The 25,967-nt window shown below is 33.0% G+C and carries 14 protein-coding genes and 3 pseudogenes; 10 read left to right on the top strand and 7 right to left on the bottom strand.

All coding sequences use genetic code 11. From position 1 onward, the window contains the following. Nucleotides 1-70 precede the first annotated feature (70 nt). Nucleotides 71-959: pseudogene (locus OOK99_RS07125) on the top strand (transposase); the annotation flags it as partial. 125 nt (nucleotides 960-1,084) lie between these two features. On the opposite strand, the gene OOK99_RS02175 reads toward OOK99_RS07125, so the two are convergent. Next, nucleotides 1,085-2,521 (bottom strand): ankyrin repeat domain-containing protein, encoded by a 1,437-nt coding sequence (locus tag OOK99_RS02175; protein ID WP_264720049.1) that lies wholly within the window; start codon nucleotides 2,519-2,521, stop codon nucleotides 1,085-1,087. 138 nt (nucleotides 2,522-2,659) lie between these two features. After that, the gene (locus tag OOK99_RS02170; protein WP_264720047.1) at nucleotides 2,660-3,811 is read right to left on the bottom strand and encodes a Bcr/CflA family efflux MFS transporter; all 1,152 of its coding nucleotides are present in this window, start codon (nucleotides 3,809-3,811) and stop codon (nucleotides 2,660-2,662) included. Nucleotides 3,812-3,960: 149 nt separating this feature from the next. Here OOK99_RS02170 and ubiE point away from each other — a divergent pair, with 149 nt between their 5' ends. Continuing rightward, nucleotides 3,961-4,659: a bifunctional demethylmenaquinone methyltransferase/2-methoxy-6-polyprenyl-1,4-benzoquinol methylase UbiE gene (gene ubiE, locus OOK99_RS02165; RefSeq protein WP_264720045.1), complete on the top strand. Its 699-nt coding sequence runs from the start codon at nucleotides 3,961-3,963 to the stop codon at nucleotides 4,657-4,659. 167 nt (nucleotides 4,660-4,826) lie between these two features. Then, nucleotides 4,827-6,527, top strand: a complete 1,701-nt coding sequence (locus OOK99_RS02160; protein ID WP_264720044.1) for an ABC transporter ATP-binding protein — start codon at nucleotides 4,827-4,829, stop codon at nucleotides 6,525-6,527. 794 nt (nucleotides 6,528-7,321) lie between these two features. Here OOK99_RS02160 and OOK99_RS02155 read toward each other — a convergent pair. Beyond that, a protein-coding gene (locus tag OOK99_RS02155) for an IS630 family transposase (protein ID WP_264719384.1) occupies nucleotides 7,322-8,333 on the bottom strand; the annotation gives its coding sequence in 2 pieces (ribosomal slippage) (nucleotides 7,322-7,870 and nucleotides 7,872-8,333; 1,011 coding nt in all). A gap of 30 nt (nucleotides 8,334-8,363) precedes the next feature. Between OOK99_RS02155 and OOK99_RS02150 the strand changes: the two genes are divergently transcribed. The 5 genes and pseudogenes from OOK99_RS02150 to OOK99_RS02130 all read left to right on the top strand — a co-directional run bounded on the left by OOK99_RS02150 (nucleotide 8,364) and on the right by OOK99_RS02130 (nucleotide 13,937). Further along, nucleotides 8,364-8,717 (top strand): hypothetical protein, encoded by a 354-nt coding sequence (locus OOK99_RS02150; RefSeq protein WP_264720042.1) that lies wholly within the window; start codon nucleotides 8,364-8,366, stop codon nucleotides 8,715-8,717. A 65-nt stretch (nucleotides 8,718-8,782) separates the two neighbouring features. Further along, a protein-coding gene (locus tag OOK99_RS02145) for an IS3-like element ISWpi17 family transposase (RefSeq protein WP_214303219.1) occupies nucleotides 8,783-9,897 on the top strand; the annotation gives its coding sequence in 2 pieces (ribosomal slippage) (nucleotides 8,783-9,056 and nucleotides 9,056-9,897; 1,116 coding nt in all). A gap of 298 nt (nucleotides 9,898-10,195) precedes the next feature. Beyond that, nucleotides 10,196-11,005 carry a hypothetical protein gene (locus tag OOK99_RS02140; protein ID WP_264720041.1) on the top strand — a complete coding sequence of 270 codons (810 nt, stop codon included), beginning with the start codon at nucleotides 10,196-10,198 and terminating at the stop codon, nucleotides 11,003-11,005. Between the two features lie 95 nt (nucleotides 11,006-11,100). After that, a complete protein-coding gene (argS, locus tag OOK99_RS02135) occupies nucleotides 11,101-12,807 on the top strand; it encodes an arginine--tRNA ligase (RefSeq protein ID WP_264720040.1) in 1,707 nt (568 codons plus the stop codon). An 80-nt stretch (nucleotides 12,808-12,887) separates the two neighbouring features. Next, a pseudogene (locus OOK99_RS02130) lies at nucleotides 12,888-13,937 on the top strand (IS481 family transposase). A gap of 41 nt (nucleotides 13,938-13,978) precedes the next feature. Here OOK99_RS02130 and OOK99_RS02125 read toward each other — a convergent pair. Together OOK99_RS02125 and OOK99_RS02120 are read right to left on the bottom strand one after the other, a co-directional pair. Next, nucleotides 13,979-14,845: an Rpn family recombination-promoting nuclease/putative transposase gene (locus OOK99_RS02125; RefSeq protein ID WP_264720039.1), complete on the bottom strand. Its 867-nt coding sequence runs from the start codon at nucleotides 14,843-14,845 to the stop codon at nucleotides 13,979-13,981. A 191-nt stretch (nucleotides 14,846-15,036) separates the two neighbouring features. Further along, on the bottom strand, nucleotides 15,037-16,275 hold the full coding sequence (locus OOK99_RS02120) for a TomO hydrophobic C-terminal domain-containing protein (protein ID WP_264720038.1): 1,239 nt from the start codon (nucleotides 16,273-16,275) through the stop codon (nucleotides 15,037-15,039). A 771-nt stretch (nucleotides 16,276-17,046) separates the two neighbouring features. On the opposite strand from OOK99_RS02120, the gene OOK99_RS02115 reads away from it, so the two are divergent. Together OOK99_RS02115 and OOK99_RS02110 are read left to right on the top strand one after the other, a co-directional pair. Then, nucleotides 17,047-19,194, top strand: a complete 2,148-nt coding sequence (locus OOK99_RS02115; protein WP_264720035.1) for an ankyrin repeat domain-containing protein — start codon at nucleotides 17,047-17,049, stop codon at nucleotides 19,192-19,194. A gap of 56 nt (nucleotides 19,195-19,250) precedes the next feature. Beyond that, nucleotides 19,251-23,978: an NB-ARC domain-containing protein gene (locus tag OOK99_RS02110; RefSeq protein ID WP_264720033.1), complete on the top strand. Its 4,728-nt coding sequence runs from the start codon at nucleotides 19,251-19,253 to the stop codon at nucleotides 23,976-23,978. Between the two features lie 185 nt (nucleotides 23,979-24,163). Here OOK99_RS02110 and OOK99_RS02105 read toward each other — a convergent pair. Together OOK99_RS02105 and OOK99_RS02100 are read right to left on the bottom strand one after the other, a co-directional pair. Then, nucleotides 24,164-24,685: pseudogene (locus tag OOK99_RS02105) on the bottom strand (transposase); the annotation flags it as partial. A gap of 111 nt (nucleotides 24,686-24,796) precedes the next feature. After that, a protein-coding gene (locus OOK99_RS02100) for an IS3-like element ISWpi17 family transposase (RefSeq protein ID WP_214303219.1) occupies nucleotides 24,797-25,911 on the bottom strand; the annotation gives its coding sequence in 2 pieces (ribosomal slippage) (nucleotides 24,797-25,638 and nucleotides 25,638-25,911; 1,116 coding nt in all). Nucleotides 25,912-25,967 lie beyond the last annotated feature (56 nt).

The following is a 25,967-nucleotide window of genomic DNA, read 5'->3' as shown; positions in this document are numbered from 1 at the left end:
AAATAAAAAGAGCTGGCAGTTACTGACAAAATTCACTATAAGACAAGCATTTAACCTACTAAAGAAAAATATGCCACAAAAAATGAGAGTCAGTAACTGCCATGAATATAACAAATTTCTCCAAGAGAGGGTAAATATTTTTTATTACGTCAATGATGCCATAGAAAATTGGTACGAAAAAGGTCCAAAAATGGCTGTTGGCAACTATATTTATAGCGATAAGGTCGTGATTCTGGTTCACATAATAACTTATTTATTTAGAATAGGTCTGAGACAAACAGCGGGATTTATAGCAGGGTACCTTGAGCAAAACTTGCAAGTTATTACAGGCCTCAAGAAGGCTTAAAAAACTTAACATCAAAATTGAAGACATGATAAAAATAATACAGAAGATATTGAGATTGCCATAGATAGTACAATAATATTCCAGGTCATAGCAAGGCAAATGGTACAGATAGAAAGTATCGCCGCTATGAGCAAACAAGATGTAATGCTAGAGATAGGTAGCAAAAAAGTTATAGCAGCAAAATACAGTGGTGGAGTTTATTCTGACCACTATGGAGCATGTGATCTTATTGCAAGGATTGATGTTAATATAATATAAGCACACTATATGCAGACAGATCGAAAGAAGTTATACAAACTGTGCGATGAGCTTGACATAAAGACAAGGATTCCTCCGCAAAATAATGCAGTAGAGCATCCAAAGTTGGATTATATGGATGAGAGAAATTCTACAATCAAGCTCATAAAGTCATATGATGAAGATGGTATGAAGAGGTGGAAAAAAGAGATAAATTATGGGAAGAGATCTTATATAGAAAGTTTTTTCTCGCGACTGAAGCAAACATTTTGGTTTAGTTTTAGAAACAAATCTGAGGTTAATCGTGAGAGAGCTCAAGTGTTATTTGCTTAACAAAATTACTGATATAGGCATGGCTAAATTTGAGATAGCTTCATTCCACGTTACCTATTATCCGAAGAGTGATGCAATAAAGCCATTCCAGTGTCAGCTATTTGAATGACAATAAGGGGTTCACTTGAAACTGATTTTTCTTTGCACTCCAGTTATGCAAGAAATCTATTATATAATATTATTGTCACTCTCTTGATAGTTTTTTAGCTCCTCTCCTCCTGAGTTACTCGGTGCAATTATTTGATCAGATTCAGTTGATGATTCATCAGATCCAAACAACCATGAAAAAAAACCACCAAAAAATGATGCAATTAAAGAAAAGGGCTTCATAATTATATTAAGCAAATTATCAAAAAAAGAGCTCGGCTGTTCTTCATTTGTTGATGATTCACTTCGTGGATTAACACCATTTTGTGTAAGTGCTATGTCAATAGAATGTCCATTATCAGCATCTTCAATTTGTACATCACTGACTTCTTCTACAATGATTTCCTGTGATTTTTCCTCTACTTGTATCACTGGTTGCACATTACCTTCTTGCTCAGTATCTTCCTCTTGATCTCCTTCACTATCTGTCGATGCTGAACTGTCATCAGTTTTTTCTATGATTTGTAATAATAGAGCTTTTATTTCTTCTGTTTTAGCTAAATCAAAAGGAGTTTTTTCATCCTTGTCTTTTACATTGATATCGATTCCGTCTACTGCTAATAGAATTTTTACTATTTCTATATGACCATTTTTAGCAGCATAATGTAAAGGGGTCTTTTCACTTTCATCTATTGCATTAACATCTGCCCCCTTATCTAGATCATCTTCTAGCTGCTGAAAAAAACTGTCCCCAAGCTTAGCAAATAAGTGTAAGGGAGTCGCTTTATATAATTCTAATTTAATTTCATTAACACCATTGGGTTTGTTAAAATATATTACAGAACTAAATCTTTTTTTATTATTTATATCGGTACCAATCTTTATGAAGTCTAAATCATTTTTAACAAAATCTTTTCCTGATGATTGGTAATGGTCAATGACTTGCTTTTTTATTGACTTATGAGATCTTTTAATATTTTCTATAATTTTATTTACTTCTTCTTGTGAAAAGCTGAAAGCTAAAGGTTCATAATCTTTATAATCATCAGAAATTGTCGCTTTGAAAAGGGTATAAACTTTATTGATTTGTCTTGAAGATATTTCTTTTTGTGAAAAGTTGAAAGCTGGAGGATACACACTGTAATTAAAACCTTCATATTTAAACTCAAGTGGCCCAGTTCCAATAAATTTTAGATTATGATCCTTTGTTAGTTGTGATAGAAAATTTTTCCATTTACTTTCATCAAACTCGTTGTAACGAGGCCATGAGTAAATTAATACTTTATCTCCAACATCTCCAAATTGTACATGAATACTGTTTGGTTGTTTGAATATATCATTATATTCTTTTCCAAAATCATAGGTGTTAAGAACCTCAACTGACATATTATGAACATCATTGCTGATATATTTTAAGAAGATTTCCCTAACTTTGTGAGTCTTTTCAGCTAATCGAACTTTCTCACCCTGATTTAGGGAGCTGTTAAAATGTGTGTAATCAATAAAATTGCCACTCATCTGCACTTTTCTATAGAAATTGTATTATCATGGTACAGTTGCTAATAATCAATGAACTCTGCAGATAAAGTTCTCTGGATGCCAGCGCCACATACCGAAATTACACCTTCATAAGGTTATATAAGAAATCTATTGTAATCAGCCTTCTCTGTGTTTTTCAGTATATTTAAGTAAACTATATATAAGAATTGCAATTATAGAACATGCAACTGTTAACAGTAAATTCGGTAAAATACCATAACGAAAAAATTTCCCTACTATATATATTCCAATAGCTCCAAACATCATATTGCAGAATGAGAGGACTGCACTACCAAGCCCTATACCCTTGATTGTTTCTAAAGCAGAAGTTACGTTATTGCTGATTACGAGTGCAAGCCCGATATTGCTCGGAATCCAAAGAACTTGAAGAATAAGTACACTTAACTTGTTTGTGAGATAAAAATATACCAATAAACCATCCGATATCATCGGTAATACCAAACCTATTATTAACATCTTGCTCACTCCTATTTTTGGTACGTACCTTCTATTAATTAAAGTTCCAATTATGTAAAATATAACTATGATTGATATGAGATAGCCAAAATATTGTACTTCAACGCCCATTGATTCAAATATGAACGGGTAGTTAGCAATGTATGCCCAAAGCCACATGAAAGTTAATCCATGAATGGCTGAAAACCCAAGGAAACGATAATTCTTAAATATTAATATATACTGCTTGAAGATATTAATACTGGCTTTACTTTTATTTACGGTCAGCGTTTCTTGTAGCTTCAAGTAAATAAAAATGAGCATAATAATTGCGGCAAGTGATATGATAAAAAACAAAAACTTCCAACTATAACCATGTGAAATTATATAACTGCCTACCACTGGAGCTATTCCAGGTGAAAGTGCTACTATCATATTTAACTTTGAGATTACTCTTGAGTATTCACTACCTGAGTACATATCCCTGATTGCTGCATATCCGACAACGCCTGCAACACCAGCTCCAGCCCCTTGTATAAACCGGATTAATATTAAAAGTATAATATTATCAGCTATACAACATACAATACTTGCTAAAGTAAAAATTGTCATACCAATCAGCATTATTAGGCGCCTGCCATAATAGTCTGACAATGGGCCATAAATTAATCCAGATATTGCAATTCCTACTAAATTTAAACTGATCGTAAGCTGCGCTATATTACCTTTCACCTTAAAATAGTTGGCAATACTTGGCAATGCAACTGAGTATAAGTCTGTTGCCATATCAACAACTGCTACAGATAATATCATAATAAGGGAGATGATATTTTGTGAAAAAGCTGTCGACACTAATGATTTACTGGATTAAATATGTTTAATTGTAGTATATTTTTCTCATTAGTATATTAATTTAACTGCTAAAGTTTAAAATAATTATGTAAGCAATCTCTATATAAAATATGGATAAATCACAACTAGTTAAAGAGGTTTTCGATTCTGTAGCAAATTGCTACGACATCATGAATGATATAATGAGCCTTGGAATGCACAGGCTATGGAAAGAGAAGATGGTAAGTAGTGTGAATTTTAAAAAGCACTCCAAGGTTTTGGATATTGCTGGAGGAACAGGAGATATAGCTATAAGAATAGCAAGAGGGGAGCCAAGTGCTCAAGTTACAGTATGTGATATAAATCAAAACATGCTGGACAAAGGGCGTGATAAAGCTATAAATTCAAATCAGCTAAATTTCAATTGGGTATGTGCAAATGCAGAGAGTTTACCATTTGAAGATTCCGAATTTGATTATTATACAGTAGCTTTTGGTATTCGAAACTTTTCCGACCGTAAGAAGGCTTTAAGTGAAGCATATAGGGTACTAAAGCCAAATGGACAATTTGTCTGCTTGGAATTTGCCCCTATGCATTATCAAAATGAGATATTCACCAAATTTTATGACTTATACTCATTTAAAGTAATTCCTAAAATTGGTAGCATAGTTGCTAAAGATAAGGGTTCTTATGAATATTTAGTGAAAAGCATCAGAGAATTTCCAACTCAAACTAATTTTAAAATGGAAATTGAAGAGGTAGGCTTTAAGAATGTTGAGTTCTATAATATGAGCTATGGAATAGTGGCGTTACACATTGGAACAAAATAAACTCTGGTCTATTCAGTAGTTTTTTTGCTAACTTTCTGTAATTTCGCAGCGTTTTTCCTTGAGTAGAAATCAAGCTAAAGTTTCTTGAACGTATTGTTCTAACGAAGTACACTGTAAACTAATATTGTAACTTTTTCCTGAAGCTAAATACTTAACTTTAAAATAAAATGCGATCTAACATTAAGCAGTTATTTTATTATATAAAACCTAATCTACATTATTTTACCGTAGCTTTTATTGCAGTTCTATTTTCAGCTTTAACGATTCTTCTTTTTGGTAGGGGCTTAAGCAACATAATTGATTCTGGCGCAGAGCATAACTTTACTACCAAGCTCGTAGTTTCAATACTGATAGTTTTAGGCATTTCTTTCACTGCATTTATTCGGTTATATTTCATTGGCATTGGCAGCGAAAAAGTTGTCGCAAGAATCAGATATGACTTATATAGCAGTATTACTGATTTACAACCAAGTTTCTTTGAGAATACAGGTGTGCAAGATGTTATCTCAGCACTCATTACTGATACCTCTGCATTGCAATCGATAATAAACAGCAGCTTACTGACAATATTGAGGAATACAGTGGTACTAACTGGTAGTGTTGCAATGCTGTTATACACAAATCTACATTTAACCGCATATGCAGCTGCAATAATACCCATACTGCTCATTATCATGACTTCACTTGGAAAAAAAGTTCGCAATTATGCACGCTTTGCTCAGGATAAATTAAGTGAGCTTGCATCATTTAGTGAGGAAAATTTTAGATCTATAGTAACCATTAAATCATTTGTACTAGAAGAAAATGAAAAAATTCGTTTTCAGAAACATCTAAACTCAGTATCAAAATCATACGTAAAATTAGTACTCTTGCGTGCTATTTTAGTAACTCTAGTTATCACGTGTGTGATAGGTTCGCTAGTTATTTTGCTTTTTTTTGGAATAAAAGAAGTCTTAAGTAATAATATGACCATTGGAGAACTCTCCTCATTTGTGTTTTATTCAGCGCTTGCGGCAGGAGCTATAAATAATTTGAGCGATAATATCAGTGATTTACAACGAGGTCTTGGAATAGTAGAGCGTTTGTTTGAGTTTACGAACATGAAAAGCTCTATAGTAAATGGCGAAAATCCTATAAGAATTAATAGTATTCAAAAAGAAATTGCGTTTAACGATGTAACATTTTTTTATGCTGATAAGCCAGCATTAAATAACGTATCATTTTCTATAGAGGCAGGTCAAGCAGTATCAATTGTTGGACCATCTGGCAGTGGTAAAAGCACCATTTTAAAACTTCTGCTCCGTTTTCATGATCCAAATAAAGGTAGCATTACTATTGATGGGCACAACATTAAATCAATTGCGCTAAATGACCTCAGATCGTTGTTTGGCTTAGTGCCACAAGACCATATGATATTCTCTTGTTCAATAATGGAAAATATACTATATGGTAAACCAGATGCTGAATATGAAGAGGTGAAGCAAGCAGCTATCAGCGCTTATGCGATGGAATTTATTGATAAGCTACCGGATAAATTTGATACATTTGTAGGAAAAAGAGGACTGAAACTTTCTGAAGGACAAAAACAACGTATTATAATAGCAAGGGCCATACTCAAAAACCCTCAGGTTTTAATACTTGATGAAGCAACTTCTGCTCTTGATTATAAAAGTGAGAACCTAGTGCAAAAAGCACTGAGTAAATTAATGCAAAATAGAACAACAATTATAATTACGCACAGGCTATCAACCGCACTCAAAACTGACAAGATTATAGTGATTAATTGCGGGAAGGTAGAAGAAGTAGGAACTCATGACTCTCTAATGAGTAAAGATGGGCTGTATGCAAAGTTGGTGAAGATACAATAAGAGCTGAGGGGAAATTTAAATCGTAACATTAGTGATATACTAGATCTAGCAATCAAATTATTAAATCTTTAATCATTTTAACTTATAATAATATCATAGTATTTTTTAAGGATCATTATGTTTTACAGTAATCTACCAAAGCTACAATCTATGGTTCATAGTTTGCCAGCACCAGTATCGAACACAGCTTTTAATTTGCCAGTACCAGGCTTACAAGCACCGGTATCAAGTATGACTTATAATGTACCAACAGCTTTACAAGCACCAGTATCGAATTGTGCACAATCTTGTCCACCTACATTTGTACCTTATCCTACTAATTCGTGCCATAATCATTTTAACTCATATAATAGCCATTATGATATATATCATAACCCTTATTGTGAGACATTTGATTATTTTTGCTAAGTTTGGATCACTGACAAATATATGTGTTGCCACTCTTCCTACACGTACTTTGAATAGCACATGGTTTCCCATGTGCTTCACATTTTGCTTAAAAATATAATAAACAGATGCTTGCTTGTCATTTGCAGTGGCTATAGCAGTTCTACCAAAATTTATTTCAGTCACACAACTAATTTGACTACTGACAGCTTTTTCTTGAAATCTTAGCATTATTTTGCTGTGGCAAAGCTTTTTAGTTTCAATATCTCCTATGTTAAAGTCGTGTTTTAAATGTATTGTATTTGTATATGCTAATTTTAACCTCAAGGTTATGAATTTGTTAACCTTTCTATCTTACAATAATAAGATTGTTATTTTTTTAGGATCTTTATGACTTATACCAATTCTCATTGTTGTGGAGTCAAATAGGAAACAGAGCAGAGTTGTTTAATTGTAGAAGTAGCAAGAGAGGTAAGAAATTTGCATAAAGTGCTCTCAAGCAAAGCAATAGTACTGTATATTTTATTGCGCAAAATGTTCTGTTTTATATATAACCAAAGCCTCTCAACAGGATTAAGTTCAGGTGAATATGGAGGTAGGTATATAATCTCAATGTTTTTAGGTACCTTTAAATTTTTTGACTTATGCCAACTAGCACAGTCCATAACAAGAACAGCTTCTCTTGTCCCTAGATATTGCAACATTTGCTCAAGAAATATATTCATGCAATCAGTGTTAACATTTGGTGCAAATAAGCTAAAACTCTCTCCATTTTTAGGATTAACTGCACTGTAGAGATAAAAATTATGCCTACCTAACTTTATTTTAACCCGAGTTCTAGTACCTTTTTTAAACCATCCATGCCCAACTTTCGAATGTGTGCCAAACCTTGATTCATCAAAGAAAAATAGCTCTTTTTCAGGATACTTTCCAATAACTTCATTGAGATTTTTTTTTGAATTCCTCTTGTTTACTTTTATCTTGTACGTTGTGTACTGGTCTTGGTGTAATATATGAAAATTTCATCTTTTGCATATGGCGGTGTACTGTAGATTTGCTAATATTTAAGTCGAACTTTTCCTGTATTCTTATTCTCATTTCTTTAATGGTAATATTAGGGTTTTCTTCTATCCATGCTTCAATTTGCTGTAGTTGAGCCTGATTTAATTTAGTTTTTCTTCGGCGTGATCGAGGAGCAAACAGTTTTTCTTCTCTGCCAAATTTCAAGAGTTTTATCCACGAAGTTAGTGCCTTTCTTGAAATGCAATATATTTTTGCTACAGACGTTATACTGTACTTTTTTGCTGCAATTACAGCGTTTAGTTTTTTTGAAACATATGCATTATTCCTTACTTTCTTCAGCATCTCTTTTGCTGATTTTACTACTTCTTCATCCAATAATTTTGATCTGAGTGCCATTTATACCTAAACTATTTCACTTATTTCATTATGGCTTTTCTTCCATTATTGTCTATCTGTTTCCCGTGTAACGGGAATTGGTATTACAATTGTTCTTCACGTGTAGACCCTTGTACTTATGCACCCAAGGGCTGGATGATTAATCCACAGCATCATCATAAATTCAATCCATGGTATCATAACTTTGATCCATGTGACCATAATAGATTTAACCCGTACGATAATGGACTTGAGTTAAATATACAGCTTCCCGATATAAATATACCATCTTGTCCACCTGCTCCTGCTTGTCTACCTTGTCCGGAACTTAAGCCTGAACCTAAGCCTGAATCTAAAGATGATGATAAATCGATACCATTTGACATAAAAAAGCTTGCAATATAATGCACCCCATAAACTAGACCAAAAAAAAATGGTTGATCCGAGTAGGAAGGTAAAGGGGTAAAAGTATGGCAACAAAAAAATATGAACCAGAGTTAAAAGCAAAGATAGCTTTGGAAGCAATAAAAAATCAAAAAAGCACAGCTGAGATATGTAGTGAATATAAAATACCATCAACAAATCTATATGATTGGCGTGATAGAGTATTGGCAAGGTTAAAAGACCTATTTGTTGAAGAAAGTGAAAGTGCGAGAAAACAAAGAATCTTAGCGCAAGAAATAGAAAGTTTACATAAAGTAATAGGAGAATTGACAGTGGAAAATAGCTATTTGAAAAAAAAATTACTGAAATAAGCAAAAAAGATAGAGTAAGGTTTATAGAAAAAGATTCTGATCTGTCAATTAGGAAACAGGCTGATTTATTGGGGATTTGCAGATCTAGCCTATATTATAGGCCTATAATTAATAACGAAAGTGAAGTAGCAAATTTGATTCAAGAAGTATATTTGGCTTCTGATTGCCGTTATGGATATCGTAAAATTACTGCTGAAATCATAGCGAGTGGAGTAGTAGTCAATCACAAAAAAATCTTAAGAATTATGAAAAAAATGAAGATTAGTGGGCTGTATTGTAGAAAAAGATGTAATACAAGTATTAAAGAAAAAAAGCATAAAATATATCCTTATTTACTCAAAGATTTGATTATTTGTAGAGTTAATCAGGTATGGGCTACTGATATAACATATATTATGGTAGAAGGTAAGTTTATCTATTTTGTGGCAATAATGGACTTGTATAGTCGCTATATTATTGCTCATTCATTATCACCATATCTCGATGCTGGATTTTGCCTTTATACTCTCAAAGAAGCTCTAAAACAAGGTAAACCTGAGATTTTTAATAGTGATCAGGGGGTGCAGTTTACTAGCTACAACTTTATTATGGAATTAGAGCGTGCTAATATTAAAATCAGTATGGACCATAAAGGACGTTGCTTCGACAATATATTTGTTGAGCGCTTATGGAGAACTTTAAAGCAAGAAGCTATATATTATTATAGACCAAATAGTATCAGAGATTTAAATCTTATAATAAATGATTTTGTTGCTTGGTATAACTATAGAAGGCGACATCAGACTCTACATTATAAAGTTCCTGCTGATCTTTATTATCATAAACAGTAAATGAATATATTGATAAATACTTTAAATGTGTGTCGACGTATTTATCAACATATTCATTTTAAAAATCGGATCACTTTGAAAAAAATGGTCTAGACAAATGGGTGCATTATAGAATGTGATAAATGTGTGGATGCATTGAACTCTAGCATAATCATGGTTCTTGCTACTGATCACAATACACAAGCGGCAGACTCGAATATTTATTTTCTATAAAAGTAATATAATGTGTGTATTGTTAGTACACACATTATTCTATGTTTAATTGTTTGATAAATTTATTTATTGATGGAGTTATTTTATGTTTAAAAGCGCCTATGCTCATCCAATGCCAACTAATACATGTTTTGTAAATGATATGGTAAGAGTTAATTTGTTTACAAAGTTGGATGATTGTAAAGTCAATAAGAGTAAGTTGATTCATGATAAATGTGGTAAAGATCTTAAGTGTAAGATTGATGACAGGACTATGAATGAACTGAAAAAATGTTTTAAGTTTGAGATTGATGATAAGACTAAAAATGAACTGAAAGAAAATATTAAGAATGAACTAGAGAAAAGTATTAAGTTTGAGATTAGTGATAAGACTAAGAATGATCTAAAAGAAAGTATTAAGAATGAACTAGAGAAAAGTCTTAAGTTTGAGATTAGTGGTAAGACTAAGAATGATCTAAAAGAAAGTATTAAGAATGAACTAGAGAAAAGTCTTAAGTTTAAGCTGAGTGATAAGACTAAGGATGAACTGAAAGAAATTATTAAGAATGAACTGAAGAAAGAACCTGATCCTGAGAATAAACTAGAGAAAGAACATGATCCTGAGAATAAACTAGAGAAAGAACATGATCCTGAGAATAAACTAGAGAAAGAACATGATCCTGAGAATAAACTAGAGAAAGAACATGATCCTGAGAATAAACTAGAGAAAGAACATGATCCTGAGAATAAACTAGAGAAAGAACATGATCCTGAGAATAAACTAGAGAAAGAACATGATCCTGAGAATAAACTAGAGAAAGAACATGATCCTGAACCTGCGACTAATAATGATAATCTTAGTTACAGCGAAAGTATGGCTTTCTCTTACCATGGTTACGGCAACGACTTAATATAAACTCTGATCCAGGAAGATAAAATAGTTAAGATAAACCTTCAACTAGCCCCACTTATTCGCTATATTGTTGGAGGTTTTCATAGTTTTTCTAGTTGATGAACATTTTTAAGCAGATTTCCTCTCTAATCTTTAGTAAATTGAATGAGTTGAAACAAAGGGGTGTTATAAGCACGGATGCAATAAACTTTATCGTAGAGCCTCCAAGCAATAGAGCGCATGGAGATATTTACACAAATGTTGCTATGGTGCTTGCAAAGCATGAAAAAAAGAATCCAGTTGAGATTGCAGGGATCTTAGCAGAAGAATTTAAATCTTTTGATGAAGTTGCAAAAGTGGAAATAGCAGGTCCTGGGTTCATCAATATGCACTTGAAAATGGAAGTATGGCATGGGATTTTAAAGCAAATAAATGAGCTAAAAACGGAGTTTGGCACTCTCAACATTGGAAACAATCAGGCCATCAATGTTGAGTTTGTATCCGCAAATCCAACTGGGCCACTACATATTGGTCATGCAAGAGGGGCAGTATTTGGTGACGTTTTGGCAAATTTATTGAAAAAAGTTGGTTATAAAGTTACTAAGGAATACTATATTAATGATGCTGGAGCGCAGATAGATACACTAATAAAGTCAGTATATTTGCGGTATAAGGAAGCTCTGGGAGAAAAAATTAGCATCGAAAAAGGTTTATACCCAGGTGAATATTTAAAACCAATAGGGGAGGGGCTAGCTAAAAAATATGGCAAGGAGCTTAGAGAAGAGGAGGATAATCAAATAATTAGAGAGTATACTTTAAGTTCCATTTTAGAGATAATAAAGGAAGACATGAACTTACTTGGAGTAAGTCATGATGTCTTTACTTCAGAGTATGAGCTACAAAAAAGTGGCAAAATCGAAGAGAGTATAAAGATATTATCTGATAAGGGTCTTGTGTATGAAGGATACTTGGAGAAACCAAAAGGCAAAGAAAGTGAAAGTTGGACTTCTAGAAAAGAAATGTTATTTCGCTCTACAACATTTGGTGATGATGTTGACCGCGCACTAAAAAAAGAGGATGGTAGCTGGACTTATTTTGCATCGGATATTGCTTACCATTTTGATAAGATATCACGTGGTTTTAACAATATGATCGTAGAGCTCGGTAGTGACCACGGTGGTTATGTCAAAAGGCTAAAAGCAGTCGTCTCTGCGCTCAGTGATGATCAAGCAAAAATAGAGGTAAAACTGCATAATATTGTGAATTTTTTCGAGAATGAAAAACCTGTTAAGATGTCCAAAAGATCAGGAAACTTCCTAACAGCAAGAGATGTAGTGGAGGAAGTTGGCAGGGATATCACTCGTTTTATAATGCTGACACGCAAGAATGATATGGTCTTGGACTTTGATTTTGCTAAAGTTAAAGAACAATCAAAAGACAACCCTATTTTTTATGTGCAATATGCGCACGCCCGTGCTCATTCGTTAATGCGTAATGCTCCAAAAGAGCTTCCAACAGCAGATCCTTCACTTTTAAAGACTGATGGGGAGCTCTTCCTCATAAAAACCTTAGCAAAGTGGCCAGATGTGGTAGAAATAGCGGCAAGGCTCTATGAGCCACACAGAATCACTTTCTACTTACTTGAAGTTGCAGAAGCGTTTCACGTTTTATGGGGATATGGCAAAAGTGATTTAAATATGCGGTTTATACTGGAGAATAACTTAAACCTCACCGCTGCAAGAATATTTCTTGTCCAAGCCTTAGCATACGTCATTGCTTCTGGACTTTCTATTTTCAATATAGAGCCCTTGGAAGAGATGTGTTAATTTTGTAATAGTTTAGACTTGATCTGACAGATTAACAAAGTAAGATAAAAATATAAATAAATTTTAAAGGAGTGTCAGATATGAGTAAAACACAAGAAAAAATACTAAAACCAAAGTTGGGGTTGCTAGAACTTGCAAAGCAATTAGGAAATGTATCACAGGCGTGTAGAGTAATGAAGGGATACATTTTACCGCTTCAAAGAGCTGTATGAAACAGGAGGGGAAAAAGCATTATACGAGATAAACAAAAGCAAACCATTACTTGCCAATAGAGTACCAAAGGATACAGAAGAAGCAGTAGTTAGTAGAGTTTCCAGCATATGGACAAGAAAGAGCAGCTAATGAATTAAAGAAAAAAGGAATTCTAATATCTGCTAGCGGCATAAGGTCAATATGGCAAACTCGAAAATTTTAAAAAGAGGTTGAAGGCGCTGGAAGCAAAGGTGGTCCAAGACGGTATAATTTTAACAGAGGAGCAAGTTGCTGCTTTAGAAAAAACTAAGGAACAATAAAGAGGCCAATGGCGAAATTGAGACACAACACCCTGGATACTTAGGTAGTCAAGATACCTATTATGTAGGTAATATCAAAGGTATTGGTATCAACAAACTTTTATTGACACCTACTCTAGAGTGGCTTTCGCTAAGCTTTATACGGAGAAAACTGCTATCACAGCTGCAGATCTTCTCAATATACCATTTTTTGATGAACAGAAAGTTCCATTGCTACGCATTTTAACTGATAGGGGTACAGAGTATTGTGGCAAACCAGGGAATCATGCGTACCAGTTATATTTGGGAGTAGAAAATATTGATCATTCTAGAACCAAAGCTTATTCTCCACAAACTAATGGCATATGTGAAAGATTCCACAAAACTATGCAAGATGAGTGTTACAATATTATTTTTCGCAAGAAAATCTACAATTCTTTAGAAGATCTTCAGATAGATGTCGATCATTGGTTGCGTTCTTACAATGAGAGCAGACCTCACTCAGGTAAATACTGTTATGGCAAAACACCTATGCAGACTTTTCTTGATAGCAAACACATTGCTTCTCAGAAAAATATTAGTAACATTACACAAGAGACTGATATTAGTTTTAACTACCTCAGTTCTTCTGTCAGTTAATTCATTACTGTCAGATTAGGTTGTGTCTAGTACAAAATTTATTAAACCTTCCGTAGTTCTTTAATCTCACTTATGGAAAGACCTGTAAACTTGACAATAGTATCAATATCAACGTTATTAGCTAGCATCGCTTTTGCTACTTCAATTTTACCTTCAATTTTACCTTCCTCTCTAGCGTCATCAAGTTTTTGAGCGAGGATGGCTTCTCCTTTACGTAGATCCATTATTCTCTCTTCATAAGCTACTAAATCTTTTTCATTCCAGCGAAACCTATCTAATTCATCATATGCTAGCTTTATTATTGGCGATTCCTTTGCTATTTTCTTTAAATCTTCATCTGTAGTTTCTTCTGCGTATTTAAAAAAGAAACACCACCTTTCTATTGTGCTTTCTAACAGCTCTACTTTATTTTTTGCAAATTTAGGTAATTCAATAAAGATAAATTGCAGATCTTTTAAGTAGTGTCCATTGGTTTTTATATCTCGTATATTATGAGTAGAAATATAATCAACTTCTTCAGAGAGTAAGTTACAATTAGAAATAGCAATAAAGAAGACTTTCTTTAAATCAATGTAATTTCCAGATTTATCTAATTGCCTTGAATAAGCCTTAGCAGCGTATAGTTGAGCACGTTTTTCAAAGCCTTTATCACGAGCAAGCTGCATTTCGATGACAAATCTATTACCAATAGAATCTTTACAAAGGACATCAACAATACTTTGTTTATCAGAGGCAATCTCAGGGTCCATGATAGTGCTTAAGAATTCAATTTCTTTTATTTCATTACTTCCAGAAAATCCTAAGATGTCGTTCAAAAAGTGGATAAGAATATTTTTATTTTTTTCCGTTCCAAAGATTTTTTTGAAACATAAATCATTGCGAGGATCAAGAAATTTAGAAATGGCCATAATATTCAGAGCTAAAGATCGATAATTATACACTATTCTACACAAATATTCAATCTTTTTACGTCTGAAACCTTGTTTATTAAGCTTCAAATGTAAAAAGTGACTTTTATGGAGTGGCGTGTCAGATAAACAAATTCAAAAGAGTCTCTTCTTAATTTCTCTGCCACTCCATTTCATTTAAGCGTAAGCCTCTAAACAATAACCTCTTTATTAGCTACAACTTTTGCATCACTGCTTTCAAGTGCACTTGAGGGTTTACTAGCACAATATGTAACTACAGCTGCTATCAGGCAATAACCTGCTATTATTCCTGTTGTTAATAAACTAGCTTGGAAAACAAAATGTGCAATTAGTGCAGCAGGTATCGCAATCGTTGCTAATGTTATGGCTATAATAGTCCTTTGCGTACTTTGTGTTATAGTAGTATTTCTATTACCTGAGTTATTAAGCTGTCTTTTATTAGTTTTAGTATCATTTTGTTCAGTTTCTTCGTTGATTACTGGAGGTGATGTTATTAATGCTGGTGAATTGTGATAATTACTGTTACCACTTTCTGGTAGATAAAGATTTTCAGTACCAGATGCCAATAGTAGGGTATCATCTTTGTTATCTGAATTAGTAAGCTGCTTGTTATTGTCCTGAATGCTGTTTTTTTGTTCTAAAGTTGGTGTTTTAACATTTTCACCTGTAACAACTACATTATTAAAGTTGCTATTGAATGCTGAAGGTAGAACTTCTGGCTGTGGACCTTGTTGATTACCTTTAACTTCTAAGTTATCCTCGCCATTTTCTACGGTTACTACAAGTTTTTCCTCAACATATTTAGTTGTATGCACATTGCTGACATCTGAAACTGAATTTTTTGGTTGTAATACTTGCTGAACATTTTTAAAAATCGTGCGTTTTTTTGGATTTGGTAGTCTTACTTTTCTGTCTAAAGGCGAGCTTTCTTCTGCTATCCCTACTTGATTAGGTAAAGCAACATTTTTTACTACTGGAGTAGTATTAACTTTCTTGCTAGGAGTTTGTATCCCAGAATTTCTTATATTGTCTTGCAATAATTTTGCTCTATCATTTAATTCTTGTATCTTAGGAATTAATATATCAACTTCTTGGTTGACAATTATACCCTTCAATAATTCTAATTCTAGTTTGTGTTGCTTCAGTTCCTCAGCGTATACATTACCATAACCTTCCATTGACTTTATTGTTCCCTCTAACTTCACCGCAATAGGAACGAATAATGTGCTAGCATGCTGAATTTGATATTCATTAAATTGATTAAGCACTGTTGTGACCTGATCTAGTCTTTTCAATATACTATCTATAGCCTTCTCATTATTAATCTCATTATTGAGATGATTATATTCCTTTTCAATATCATTTATTACTTTAGAGTATCTCGATAAACACAGCTTACATGCAGACACAAACTGTTTATAAGATTTCTTACCTGATTATCGTTTATATTCATAAATCGCAGGTGTAATGTCATCAACAAATGTATTATCTAAATCAGGCATAAAAAATAACCCCCTATTTCTTTCAATGGAACAAAAACTTATTCTAATATAAATTTTTTTGAGGCTGGAAGTCAAATGATAGAAACATCAGACTATTCTGTGCAAGTAGATTGAAAGACAATTTTTAGTAAAAATATCCCCTTTTCTAGCATCAAGTAAAATTCACTTATTTACTTTTCCTAAAATCGCAAAAAGGTACGTACCTTAGTGAGAACAATTTAAATAAAAGCAACGTTGTAAAAATAAAAGCGCAAAATTGTTGCAACAAAGTTAGGCAAACTAGTTCATATATAAATTTAGCAAAAAGCAGCTAATATAGCTAGTTTCAGCGAATAGCAAAATCACTATAATAAAAAGTTCGAACGTATCACTTGGTAGACCAACGCATTCCAAGAAAAACACTTCTCACCGTACTTGGTTTTGAACGCTGGAAATAGTTATGATACTTAAATTATTAGTTATATCTATTGCTAGATTAATGGTAATTCATTTGATGATCATAAAGAAAAACTGAGGTAATTTACAGCCAAAACGAAATTCAAGGAAAGATAAAATGAGGCTCTTCTATAGGCTTAGCTCAAAAACTTAAATTAAAACAGCCTGAAAATAAAGTATTATAATATAAAAAATTATTTGTATTGCCGGTTTTTTTGTTACTATAAAGCTGCTCTTGGTACAATGTTACATTTTTATTTGAACATAGGAGATGGTTTTATGCTGAAGGTAGAGTACTCAATAGATTATCTAAAAGACGAAGGTATTAGCTCGGAAAATTCTAAATTATTGGAGGAAATACAGCATGTAAAGCAAGTAGCTTTGCAACAAAAGCCTCCAATAGAACGCTTCAAACGTTCAGACGATGGTCCAAAATTGCCAAAGGACTTTAAGTTAGGAGAAGCAGTTGGTAGTGGAGATTGTTTTTTTGACTCAGTTGCACAAGGACTTAAGCAGCTGAAGCCAGAGATGGATTTTACTGTGAAATCTTTGAGAGAGATTTGTAAGAAATTCGCACAAAGTCAATTAGAAAATGATCAGTCATGGCTTAAAGGAGCTTTAACAAACGAAAATGAAGGAATTAATGTGTATATTCCACGTATTGGATATACTGCCAGTGATATTGAGCAAAAGTCCGAGTCAGTAAATGCGTTGCGCTTAAATTCACCAATATGGGGTAGAAGTGAGATTGAAGGAGTAATGATTTGTAAAGAATATAATGTAAAATTACATATTGTAGAAAAGCATATTGTAGAAGGAAAAGAGATGTGGCTAGATCAGATCGTAAATAGTGAAGGTTCTAAGTCCGTAGATGTAGATAGTGTAGATTATAAGGAAGTTGATACAATTCATATCATAAATAGAGGTGCAAATCATTTTGAACCAATACTGAACAAAGCAAGAGTTATAGGCAATGTCCAGCAAGAAAGTGAGCAATCTTTATCTGATAACCGTCAATCTAATCCAGATAATCAGCCCATTGATTCTGCTCAGCATCACCAAATAAACCAGTCTCCTGACTCTACTGATTATGATGACGAAGTTACACCTGAAGAAGAACTAATTAATACTATAAAGAGCAGTGATTCAGAAGAAAAAAAGGTGGAAAAGATCAAAGAGCTTTTTAAAAATGAACCAAAGCTAAATTTTGATTTTCAAGATACAAAAAATGGTGATACACCTCTACATATTGCTATTCGTAAAGAGAAGTTACAAGTTATTAAACTACTCATAAGGAATAAAGCAAGAATTGATATCAAAAATAACAAAAGAAAAACTTCATTAGATATTGCTCAAAGTCTTAAAAAGCAAGATATTGTTCAGTTATTAAAGACAGGTTATATAGACTCTAATGTACAGGCATTGATCAAGGATAGACGAAAGAGTATTAATAATCGGGGGTTATTAATTGCAGCAGCTCAAAGAAATCAAAAAGAGGTAGAGCGTCTTATAAAAGAAGGGGTAAATGTTGATTTTGTAGATGCAAAAGGTAATATAGCTTTACACTATGCAGTTTCTGGTGGTGATTTAAGTATTGTTCAGCTACTTCTAAGCAAAGTAAAAAATGCTAACACTGCAAATAATGACAGTGAAACCCCACTAGATATTGCTGAACGCCTTGGTAAAAAAGATATTGTTCAGGCATTAAAAGCACAGCAACTTTCTGTTGGAGCGCAGTCATCAACTCAACAACAATCTCAGCAAAAAAGGGCTAGAGTTGATTCTGAAGAAAATAAATTAGAAGACAGTAATTCGAAAAAGCTAAGAACTTCTAGTTCTGATCATCAGTCTATGGAAGTTAATCGGGATATTAGTAGAAAGAGAATTCATTTTCAAGACGATAGAGAGAGTTCTGTTGTTTTGGAAGCAGAATCAAACGTTGCTACTAGTTCTAATCATCAGAATGTGGAGTTTGGGAATATTAGCAGCAAAAAAAGAGTTCGTTTTCAAAGCAATCAGGAAGATATTGGTGCTTTAAATATAAGACAAAGCACTTCTTTTTTAGATAAGCCGAATAAGTACGCAGCTTCTGGGGTGAAGAACTCTTTGCATGGTTGCATCTATCAGTTAAAGTTACTCATGTTATTCTTAAAACGTGGATTAGATAAAGGGTATTCCTTCCGTTTAGCTACAGAAATGGATGCAGCAGAAAAGTTTGATGACTTAGTTTTTGAGTATAAAAGAAAAGGAGGAGGTTCAGCATATCGTTTTTTACAAGCTAAGCATAAGCAAGATGAAAAGAGCATAGAAGTAAGGGATTTACTTACAGAAGATCAAGATGGTGAATTTAGGCTGGCAAAGTATTTATTATTTGTACAAATGCTGGTCTGAGTAATGATTTACAAGACAGCTTTGAACAAATAGCAGCTCAGGATGATCTTTTAGACGTGTCATCTGAGAGCAAATATCCTAAACGTTTAAAACTTAAAATAGAAAAATTTCCTATTGCAGCATTGAAAGATGCTTCAGATATTAATAGATTAGCAAAAAGGCTTATTGAGTGTGCTATTGGTAACAAGGACATAGGCTTAAAGGATGGTCTTTTTAAGGAGTATCATACTGCTCTAGCAAGTGAAGTAATTAACGTTAAAGATAAAAAATTCAAAACAGGTTTCATAGACAATGATAATCTATCTGAAAAAGCACAGAAGTTTAGGGAAGTTCTATTAGCAAAAGGTAATTTATCTCAAAAAGAATTTGAGATAAAAATGAAAGATATAAACCTAAAGTTATCTAGCACATTTGGAAAGGGATTCAAACCGGATGATAGTCCCCGGGTGACTAACCCACGAGAGTTTTCTGAGGCAATTGTAAATGCAATAAAAAATGCTAATAATAATATTGTTATCATAAAAAGAGAACCAAGCAAAGCAGGCATCATAAAAGATAATATTAATAAGTTAGCAGGATATGTATTAATAGAAAAAGACGACGGAGAAACGAATACATATTATTTCAGTCCTACGTTTTTTGATGATAGTCACAAATTACCAGGTAATTTAGAGGATTTTAAAAGCAAACTCAAAGCAGAACTTAAGAATAAAAATATAGATTTTGATAAAGAGAAATATAAATTTCATATAGCAAATTTTCAAACATGTAAAGAAGGACAGTTGCACACGAAGTTTGAATTACCAGATGATCACGTTACTGAAGCAGAAATAGAAAGTTTTTTTGAAAAGTTGGTATTCGCGGTAAATCAGCCCAATGAAATTGAGCTTGGCAAAATTCTTGAAGCTAAAATTAGTAGAGAGTTTAGTGAAAAGTTTAATTATATTGGCAGCATAAGTAGAGATGCTTATAACAAGTTTCAAATAGAAGTACTAAATTGGATGAAGGAGAAAGAAGGGCGTTTTCTTTCTAATGAGAAAGTAAAAGAATTTTTTATGGAAACTGAACAACAAATTAGTACTCTAAGTATAATAGAAAAAGAGGTAAAAAAGGCAAATGGTAAAATAGACGGAGTAGAAAAAATAGTAGAAAGTAATAATAAAATTCTGAAGGAAGTTCATTCTATTGTTGAAGAAAAGAGCAATCAACAAACACAGGGATCTATTTGGTTCGGTATGATTTATCCAGTACGATCGTTCACTGGAAGGACTAGTGTATTGGAAACGCTACATGATGCATTAGAAGATAGACAAGTAGCAATACCGCAAATGGTTTCTATTGCTGGTCTAGGGGGAGTAGGCAAAAGTGAATTAGCGAGAAAGTATGCCTATTCTTATAGCAAAGATTATGATAATAATGTTATATGGGTGAATGCTGGAACACAAGAGACTTTAAAAGAATCGTTTCAAGAATTAGCTAAAAAAAAATTAAGAATTCCAACGATAGATGCTAATGGAGAAGAAAAAGATATTGAAGATATTATTATTGATGCGTACAATTACTTTAAGAGTGTGAAAAGTTTGTTTATCTTTGACGATGCTAAGAGTTATGAGGATATAAAAGAGTTTTTGCCATCCAACTTATCTCCTGACAATAGGAAGCCTTATGTCTTGATTACTTCTTGTAGTAGAAAGTGGAAAACAGAAGAAGGGGTGGAAATACAGGTAAAAATATTGAATGATTTTTCTTTACCAGAAGCTATGCAATTTATAAAAGGGACTCTGGGTATAGATAATAGATTGCAGGACAATGAAGTTAAAAACTTAGCAGAAGTTTTACAATGTTTTCCACTAGCACTGCAGGAAGCTGTATGGTGCATAACCTCAAGCAATAGAAGTGGGGAAAGTCTTTCGATTGAAGATTACATAAAGGAATATAAAAGAACAGAGTTGCTTGATTCTGAGGAAGATAGAAATGAGAAGCGCATTGGAACAGTATTTGCAACTTTGAAAATTACGCTTAAAAACATAAAGCAAAATGGGAACCATGGAAAGAAAGCATTAGAGATTTTAAACATTATGGCTTACCTTGCTCCTAACAACTTGCCTTTAGAAATCTTCTTTTTAACATTAACAGAAGATCAAAAAAAGCTCACACAAAAAGCCATTGACTTGCTTTGCCAGTATTCAATGATTAATGTAGATGATGTTGTATCACGAATTCATGGATTAGTACAAGAAGTGATAAAGGTAGAATTAAAAGAAAAAAAAGGAGAAGAGGAAGTTTTGAAACAAACTTTTAAGTTACTAGAAAGAACTTTTTCTGATAACACACGAAACATTTATACCGTAGACCACTTATTAGTAGAACATTTAAGGGTATTCTGCTCACACATCTATCATTGGTCAAAGGATGGTGTAAATAAGAAAAGCATAGAAAAAAGTTATTTCAAAAATTTATTAATATGGAGAGCTAAGGTATATGGCCGATTCAGAGCTTTTGAACAGAAGAAAGAACTGCTTAATGAGGCTTTATCTATTGATCCTGAGGATGCTATTGCAAGAGCAGAATTAGGTGTAGCTTATGAAAGTTTAGGCGATTATAAAAAACAAAAGGAGTATCTTGAACAGGCCTTAGGTATTTTTAAGAAGAATCATGACCAAAATGATTTGCAAGTTGCTGTTGTAGAAGCAAAATTGGGTAAGGCTTATGGGAATTTAAAGCAGTATGAAGAACAAAAGAAGTACCTTGAACAGTCCCTAGATGTTTTTAAGAAGAATCATAACCGAAATGACTTGCAAATTGCTACTGTAAAAGTAGAACTAGGTAAAGCTTATGGAAATTTAGGTGAGTATCGGAAGCAAAAGAAATACCTTGAGCAGGCTCTGGGTGTTTTTGAGAAACACTACCCGAATATTCCTAGCGAATCCCTGAAATATTTCATTTTCTGGAAATATCCTATCTTTTTAAGAGTACGTTATTGCCTTGATTACGAACTTTTAGAAGGGTATAATTCATTTAGCTTCCTTCAAGTGATTGATGTAAAAGTAGAACTAAGCGAAGCCTGTGAAAATTTAGGTGAGTATCAGAAGCAAAAGGAATACCTTGAACAGGTTTTAAGTTCTTTAGAAGAGCTTCGTGTCCGTGATGATTTCCGGGTTGCTATTATGAAAGCAGGGTTAGGTAGGGCTTATGGGAATTTAGAGCAGTATGAAGAACAAAAGGAGCACCTTAAACAGGCTTTGGACATTTTTGATAAATGTCATGCTGAAAAGATTGATCCTTTTCAAGTTGCTGTTACAAAATTAAACCTAGGTAGAGCTTATAGTCATTTAAATATCCATAACAAACAAAAGAAATACCTTGAACAAGCCTTAGATATTTACAGAAATCACGATATTGATGATGTTCAAGTTGCTATTACAAAGGTGGAACTAGGTAAAGCTTGTCAAGAAGATTCTTTGGAAAGAAAGCATTACCTTAAGCAAGCTTTGGATGTTTTGGAGGAACTTTATGATTATGATGATCGTGAAGCCATTGAAGAGCTAAAGAAAGAATTATACAAAGATAAGCCTCAATTAAATGAACAGGAAAAATTAACTGCTTATGAAAAGCAAAAGAGACGTCTTGCTCGTACTATTCGTACTTCAGAGGAAAATTACTCAAAAAGTAGTAGTCAGGCTAGTAGTGGGTCAGTAGAACCAGATGAGACTGTTAAAAACAGTTTAAAATACAACAAATTTCAATATGCCATTGTTCTAAGAGATCTAGCTAAAGTTCTTAGAGATTCAAATATGAAAACCAGTAAAAAAGACAGATATGCTCGATATATTATGCTTCTTCAAGAAGCTAAAGGAATCTTTAGAGAATATTATGGTGCTAATCATTTTTATGTTGCTACTGTGTTAATACGTTTAAGTTTATACAACAATGAGATTAACCATATGCTTCAACAAATGAATGTGTATCACAAAAATGATGAATCTAAAAACGATCTTAGAAGTGCTTTAAATATTTTTGAGAAGCATTATAATGATAATTATTTTCGAGTTAATGCTGAGAAGCTAGTAAAGGTGTCTTATCCTAACTCTATACACCAAGAAAGTGAAGTTTTAGCTGGGGAATGTTTACCAAGTATAAGTCGTAACAGAAAAAAAAGAGAGGTTGAAAGCGAATGTTTATTCACATGGGAAGATGTTGATGAGTTTAATGTTGAGAAAGATGAGAAGAGAGACTTCAATAAAATTGAAATAGATAGTAAAAAGTTTGTCAATTACATTAAAGGCCTACCAGAGGAAAAACGTAGTCAGTTGATTGAGTTAGCAGACAAGGTTAAAGTTACAGGCAAGTCTCAAGGTTTGATTTATAAGCTTACTAATAATAAAAAGGTTATGAACCATTTGAGCAGAATAGGAAAAATCTCAGGCATGACCATGCATGGAATGATGGCTAAAAATGTATTAGCTGACTTTGTAAATGGAGATTATCAAGGTGTAGCGATTAATGTTGGTTTTATAGCAGGTGGTCAAGGGTTTGCCAAGGTTGCTGAAGCTGCTTCTCTTAAAGGATTAAAATTAGCTGCAGAAGGAAAGTTCTTGCTTGGTAGATCTTTAAAAGCAGCATCTCCTTTTCTCGCACGTGGAACTTCAGCCTTTGTTGTCTATGATTTAATAAACCAGATAAAAGAATTTAAAAATGGTACTGAGGAAGCATTGGTTAGCGTAGTAGATACCGTCTTGCAAGTCAACAAAAAAATTACAAAAATTGTTCAAGCTGTATCATAAAATTAAAAAATACTTCCAATTCACATTTTGTGTAACGGTACACAGATTATAGTTAGTGAATATGTTGATAAGTAAATTTCCGCTTTTTTGTACGTATAAAATTAATTTACTTATCAACATATTCACTAACCAGTTACAAAATTTGTGTAAGATACTATTTTACATAATTGGAGCGTTTTTTGATTTTAAAGCACTAAACTTTCAGCCAAACTCCTAGCTCTGTAGTTTTTGATATGATCTGGATCAAAAGCCTTCTTTGACCTTAAAACACCAAAAACAATATGGAGTAACTTACGCATTGCAGCTCCCACAATGGCCATGTTATGCTTGCCTTTCTCTTTTAACCTTTTGCAAAAAGTCATAATAGTAGGATTATGATTCTTAGCTACTATGGCAGGAAAGTACATTGCCTTACATAATGTTCGTGAACCGGATTTACTTAATCTGGGCTTGGCATGTACAGACGTACCTGACGTTATATTTCGTGGTATAGCTCCAGCATATGCTGCCAATTGCCTGGCATCCTTGAAAGCTTTTATGTTAGGAACTTCAGCCAAAATAGCTACTGCTGATTCTTCTCCTATTCCTGGAATGGTCAATAGAAGTTGAAAATTTTCCAACAATTCTTTGTGTTTATTTAATAGTTCACGTAAGGAGTTTTTTATTCTTTCTATTTTTTGTTTTATGTTCATTGCAAGGTCTTCCCATATAATGCACCCATTTGTCTAGACCATTTTTTTCAAAGTGATCCGATTTTTAAAATGAATATGTTGATAAATACGTCGACACACATTTAAAGTATTTATCAATATATTCATTTACTGTTTATGATAATAAAGATCAGCAGGAACTTTATAATGTAGAGTCTGATGTCGCCTTCTATAGTTATACCAAGCAACAAAATCATTTATTATAAGATTTAAATCTCTGATACTATTTGGTCTATAATAATATATAGCTTCTTGCTTTAAAGTTCTCCATAAGCGCTCAACAAATATATTGTCGAAGCAACGTCCTTTATGGTCCATACTGATTTTAATATTAGCACGCTCTAATTCCATAATAAAGTTGTAGCTAGTAAACTGCACCCCCTGATCACTATTAAAAATCTCAGGTTTACCTTGTTTTAGAGCTTCTTTGAGAGTATAAAGGCAAAATCCAGCATCGAGATATGGTGATAATGAATGAGCAATAATATAGCGACTATACAAGTCCATTATTGCCACAAAATAGATAAACTTACCTTCTACCATAATATATGTTATATCAGTAGCCCATACCTGATTAACTCTACAAATAATCAAATCTTTGAGTAAATAAGGATATATTTTATGCTTTTTTTCTTTAATACTTGTATTACATCTTTTTCTACAATACAGCCCACTAATCTTCATTTTTTTCATAATTCTTAAGATTTTTTTGTGATTGACTACTACTCCACTCGCTATGATTTCAGCAGTAATTTTACGATATCCATAACGGCAATCAGAAGCCAAATATACTTCTTGAATCAAATTTGCTACTTCACTTTCGTTATTAATTATAGGCCTATAATATAGGCTAGATCTGCAAATCCCCAATAAATCAGCCTGTTTCCTAATTGACAGATCAGAATCTTTTTCTATAAACCTTACTCTATCTTTTTTGCTTATTTCAGTAATTTTTTTTTCAAATAGCTATTTTCCACTGTCAATTCTCCTATTACTTTATGTAAACTTTCTATTTCTTGCGCTAAGATTCTTTGTTTTCTCGCACTTTCACTTTCTTCAACAAATAGGTCTTTTAACCTTGCCAATACTCTATCACGCCAATCATATAGATTTGTTGATGGTATTTTATATTCACTACATATCTCAGCTGTGCTTTTTTGATTTTTTATTGCTTCCAAAGCTATCTTTGCTTTTAACTCTGGTTCATATTTTTTTGTTGCCATACTTTTACCCCTTTACCTTCCTACTCGGATCAACCATTTTTTTTTGGTCTAGTTTA

Source organism: Wolbachia endosymbiont (group B) of Eucosma cana (assembly GCF_947250645.1).
Classification (GTDB): Bacteria; Pseudomonadota; Alphaproteobacteria; order Rickettsiales; family Anaplasmataceae; genus Wolbachia.
The sequence above is the reverse complement of the archived record's forward strand: the minus strand, read 5'-3'. Positions and strand labels throughout refer to the sequence as shown.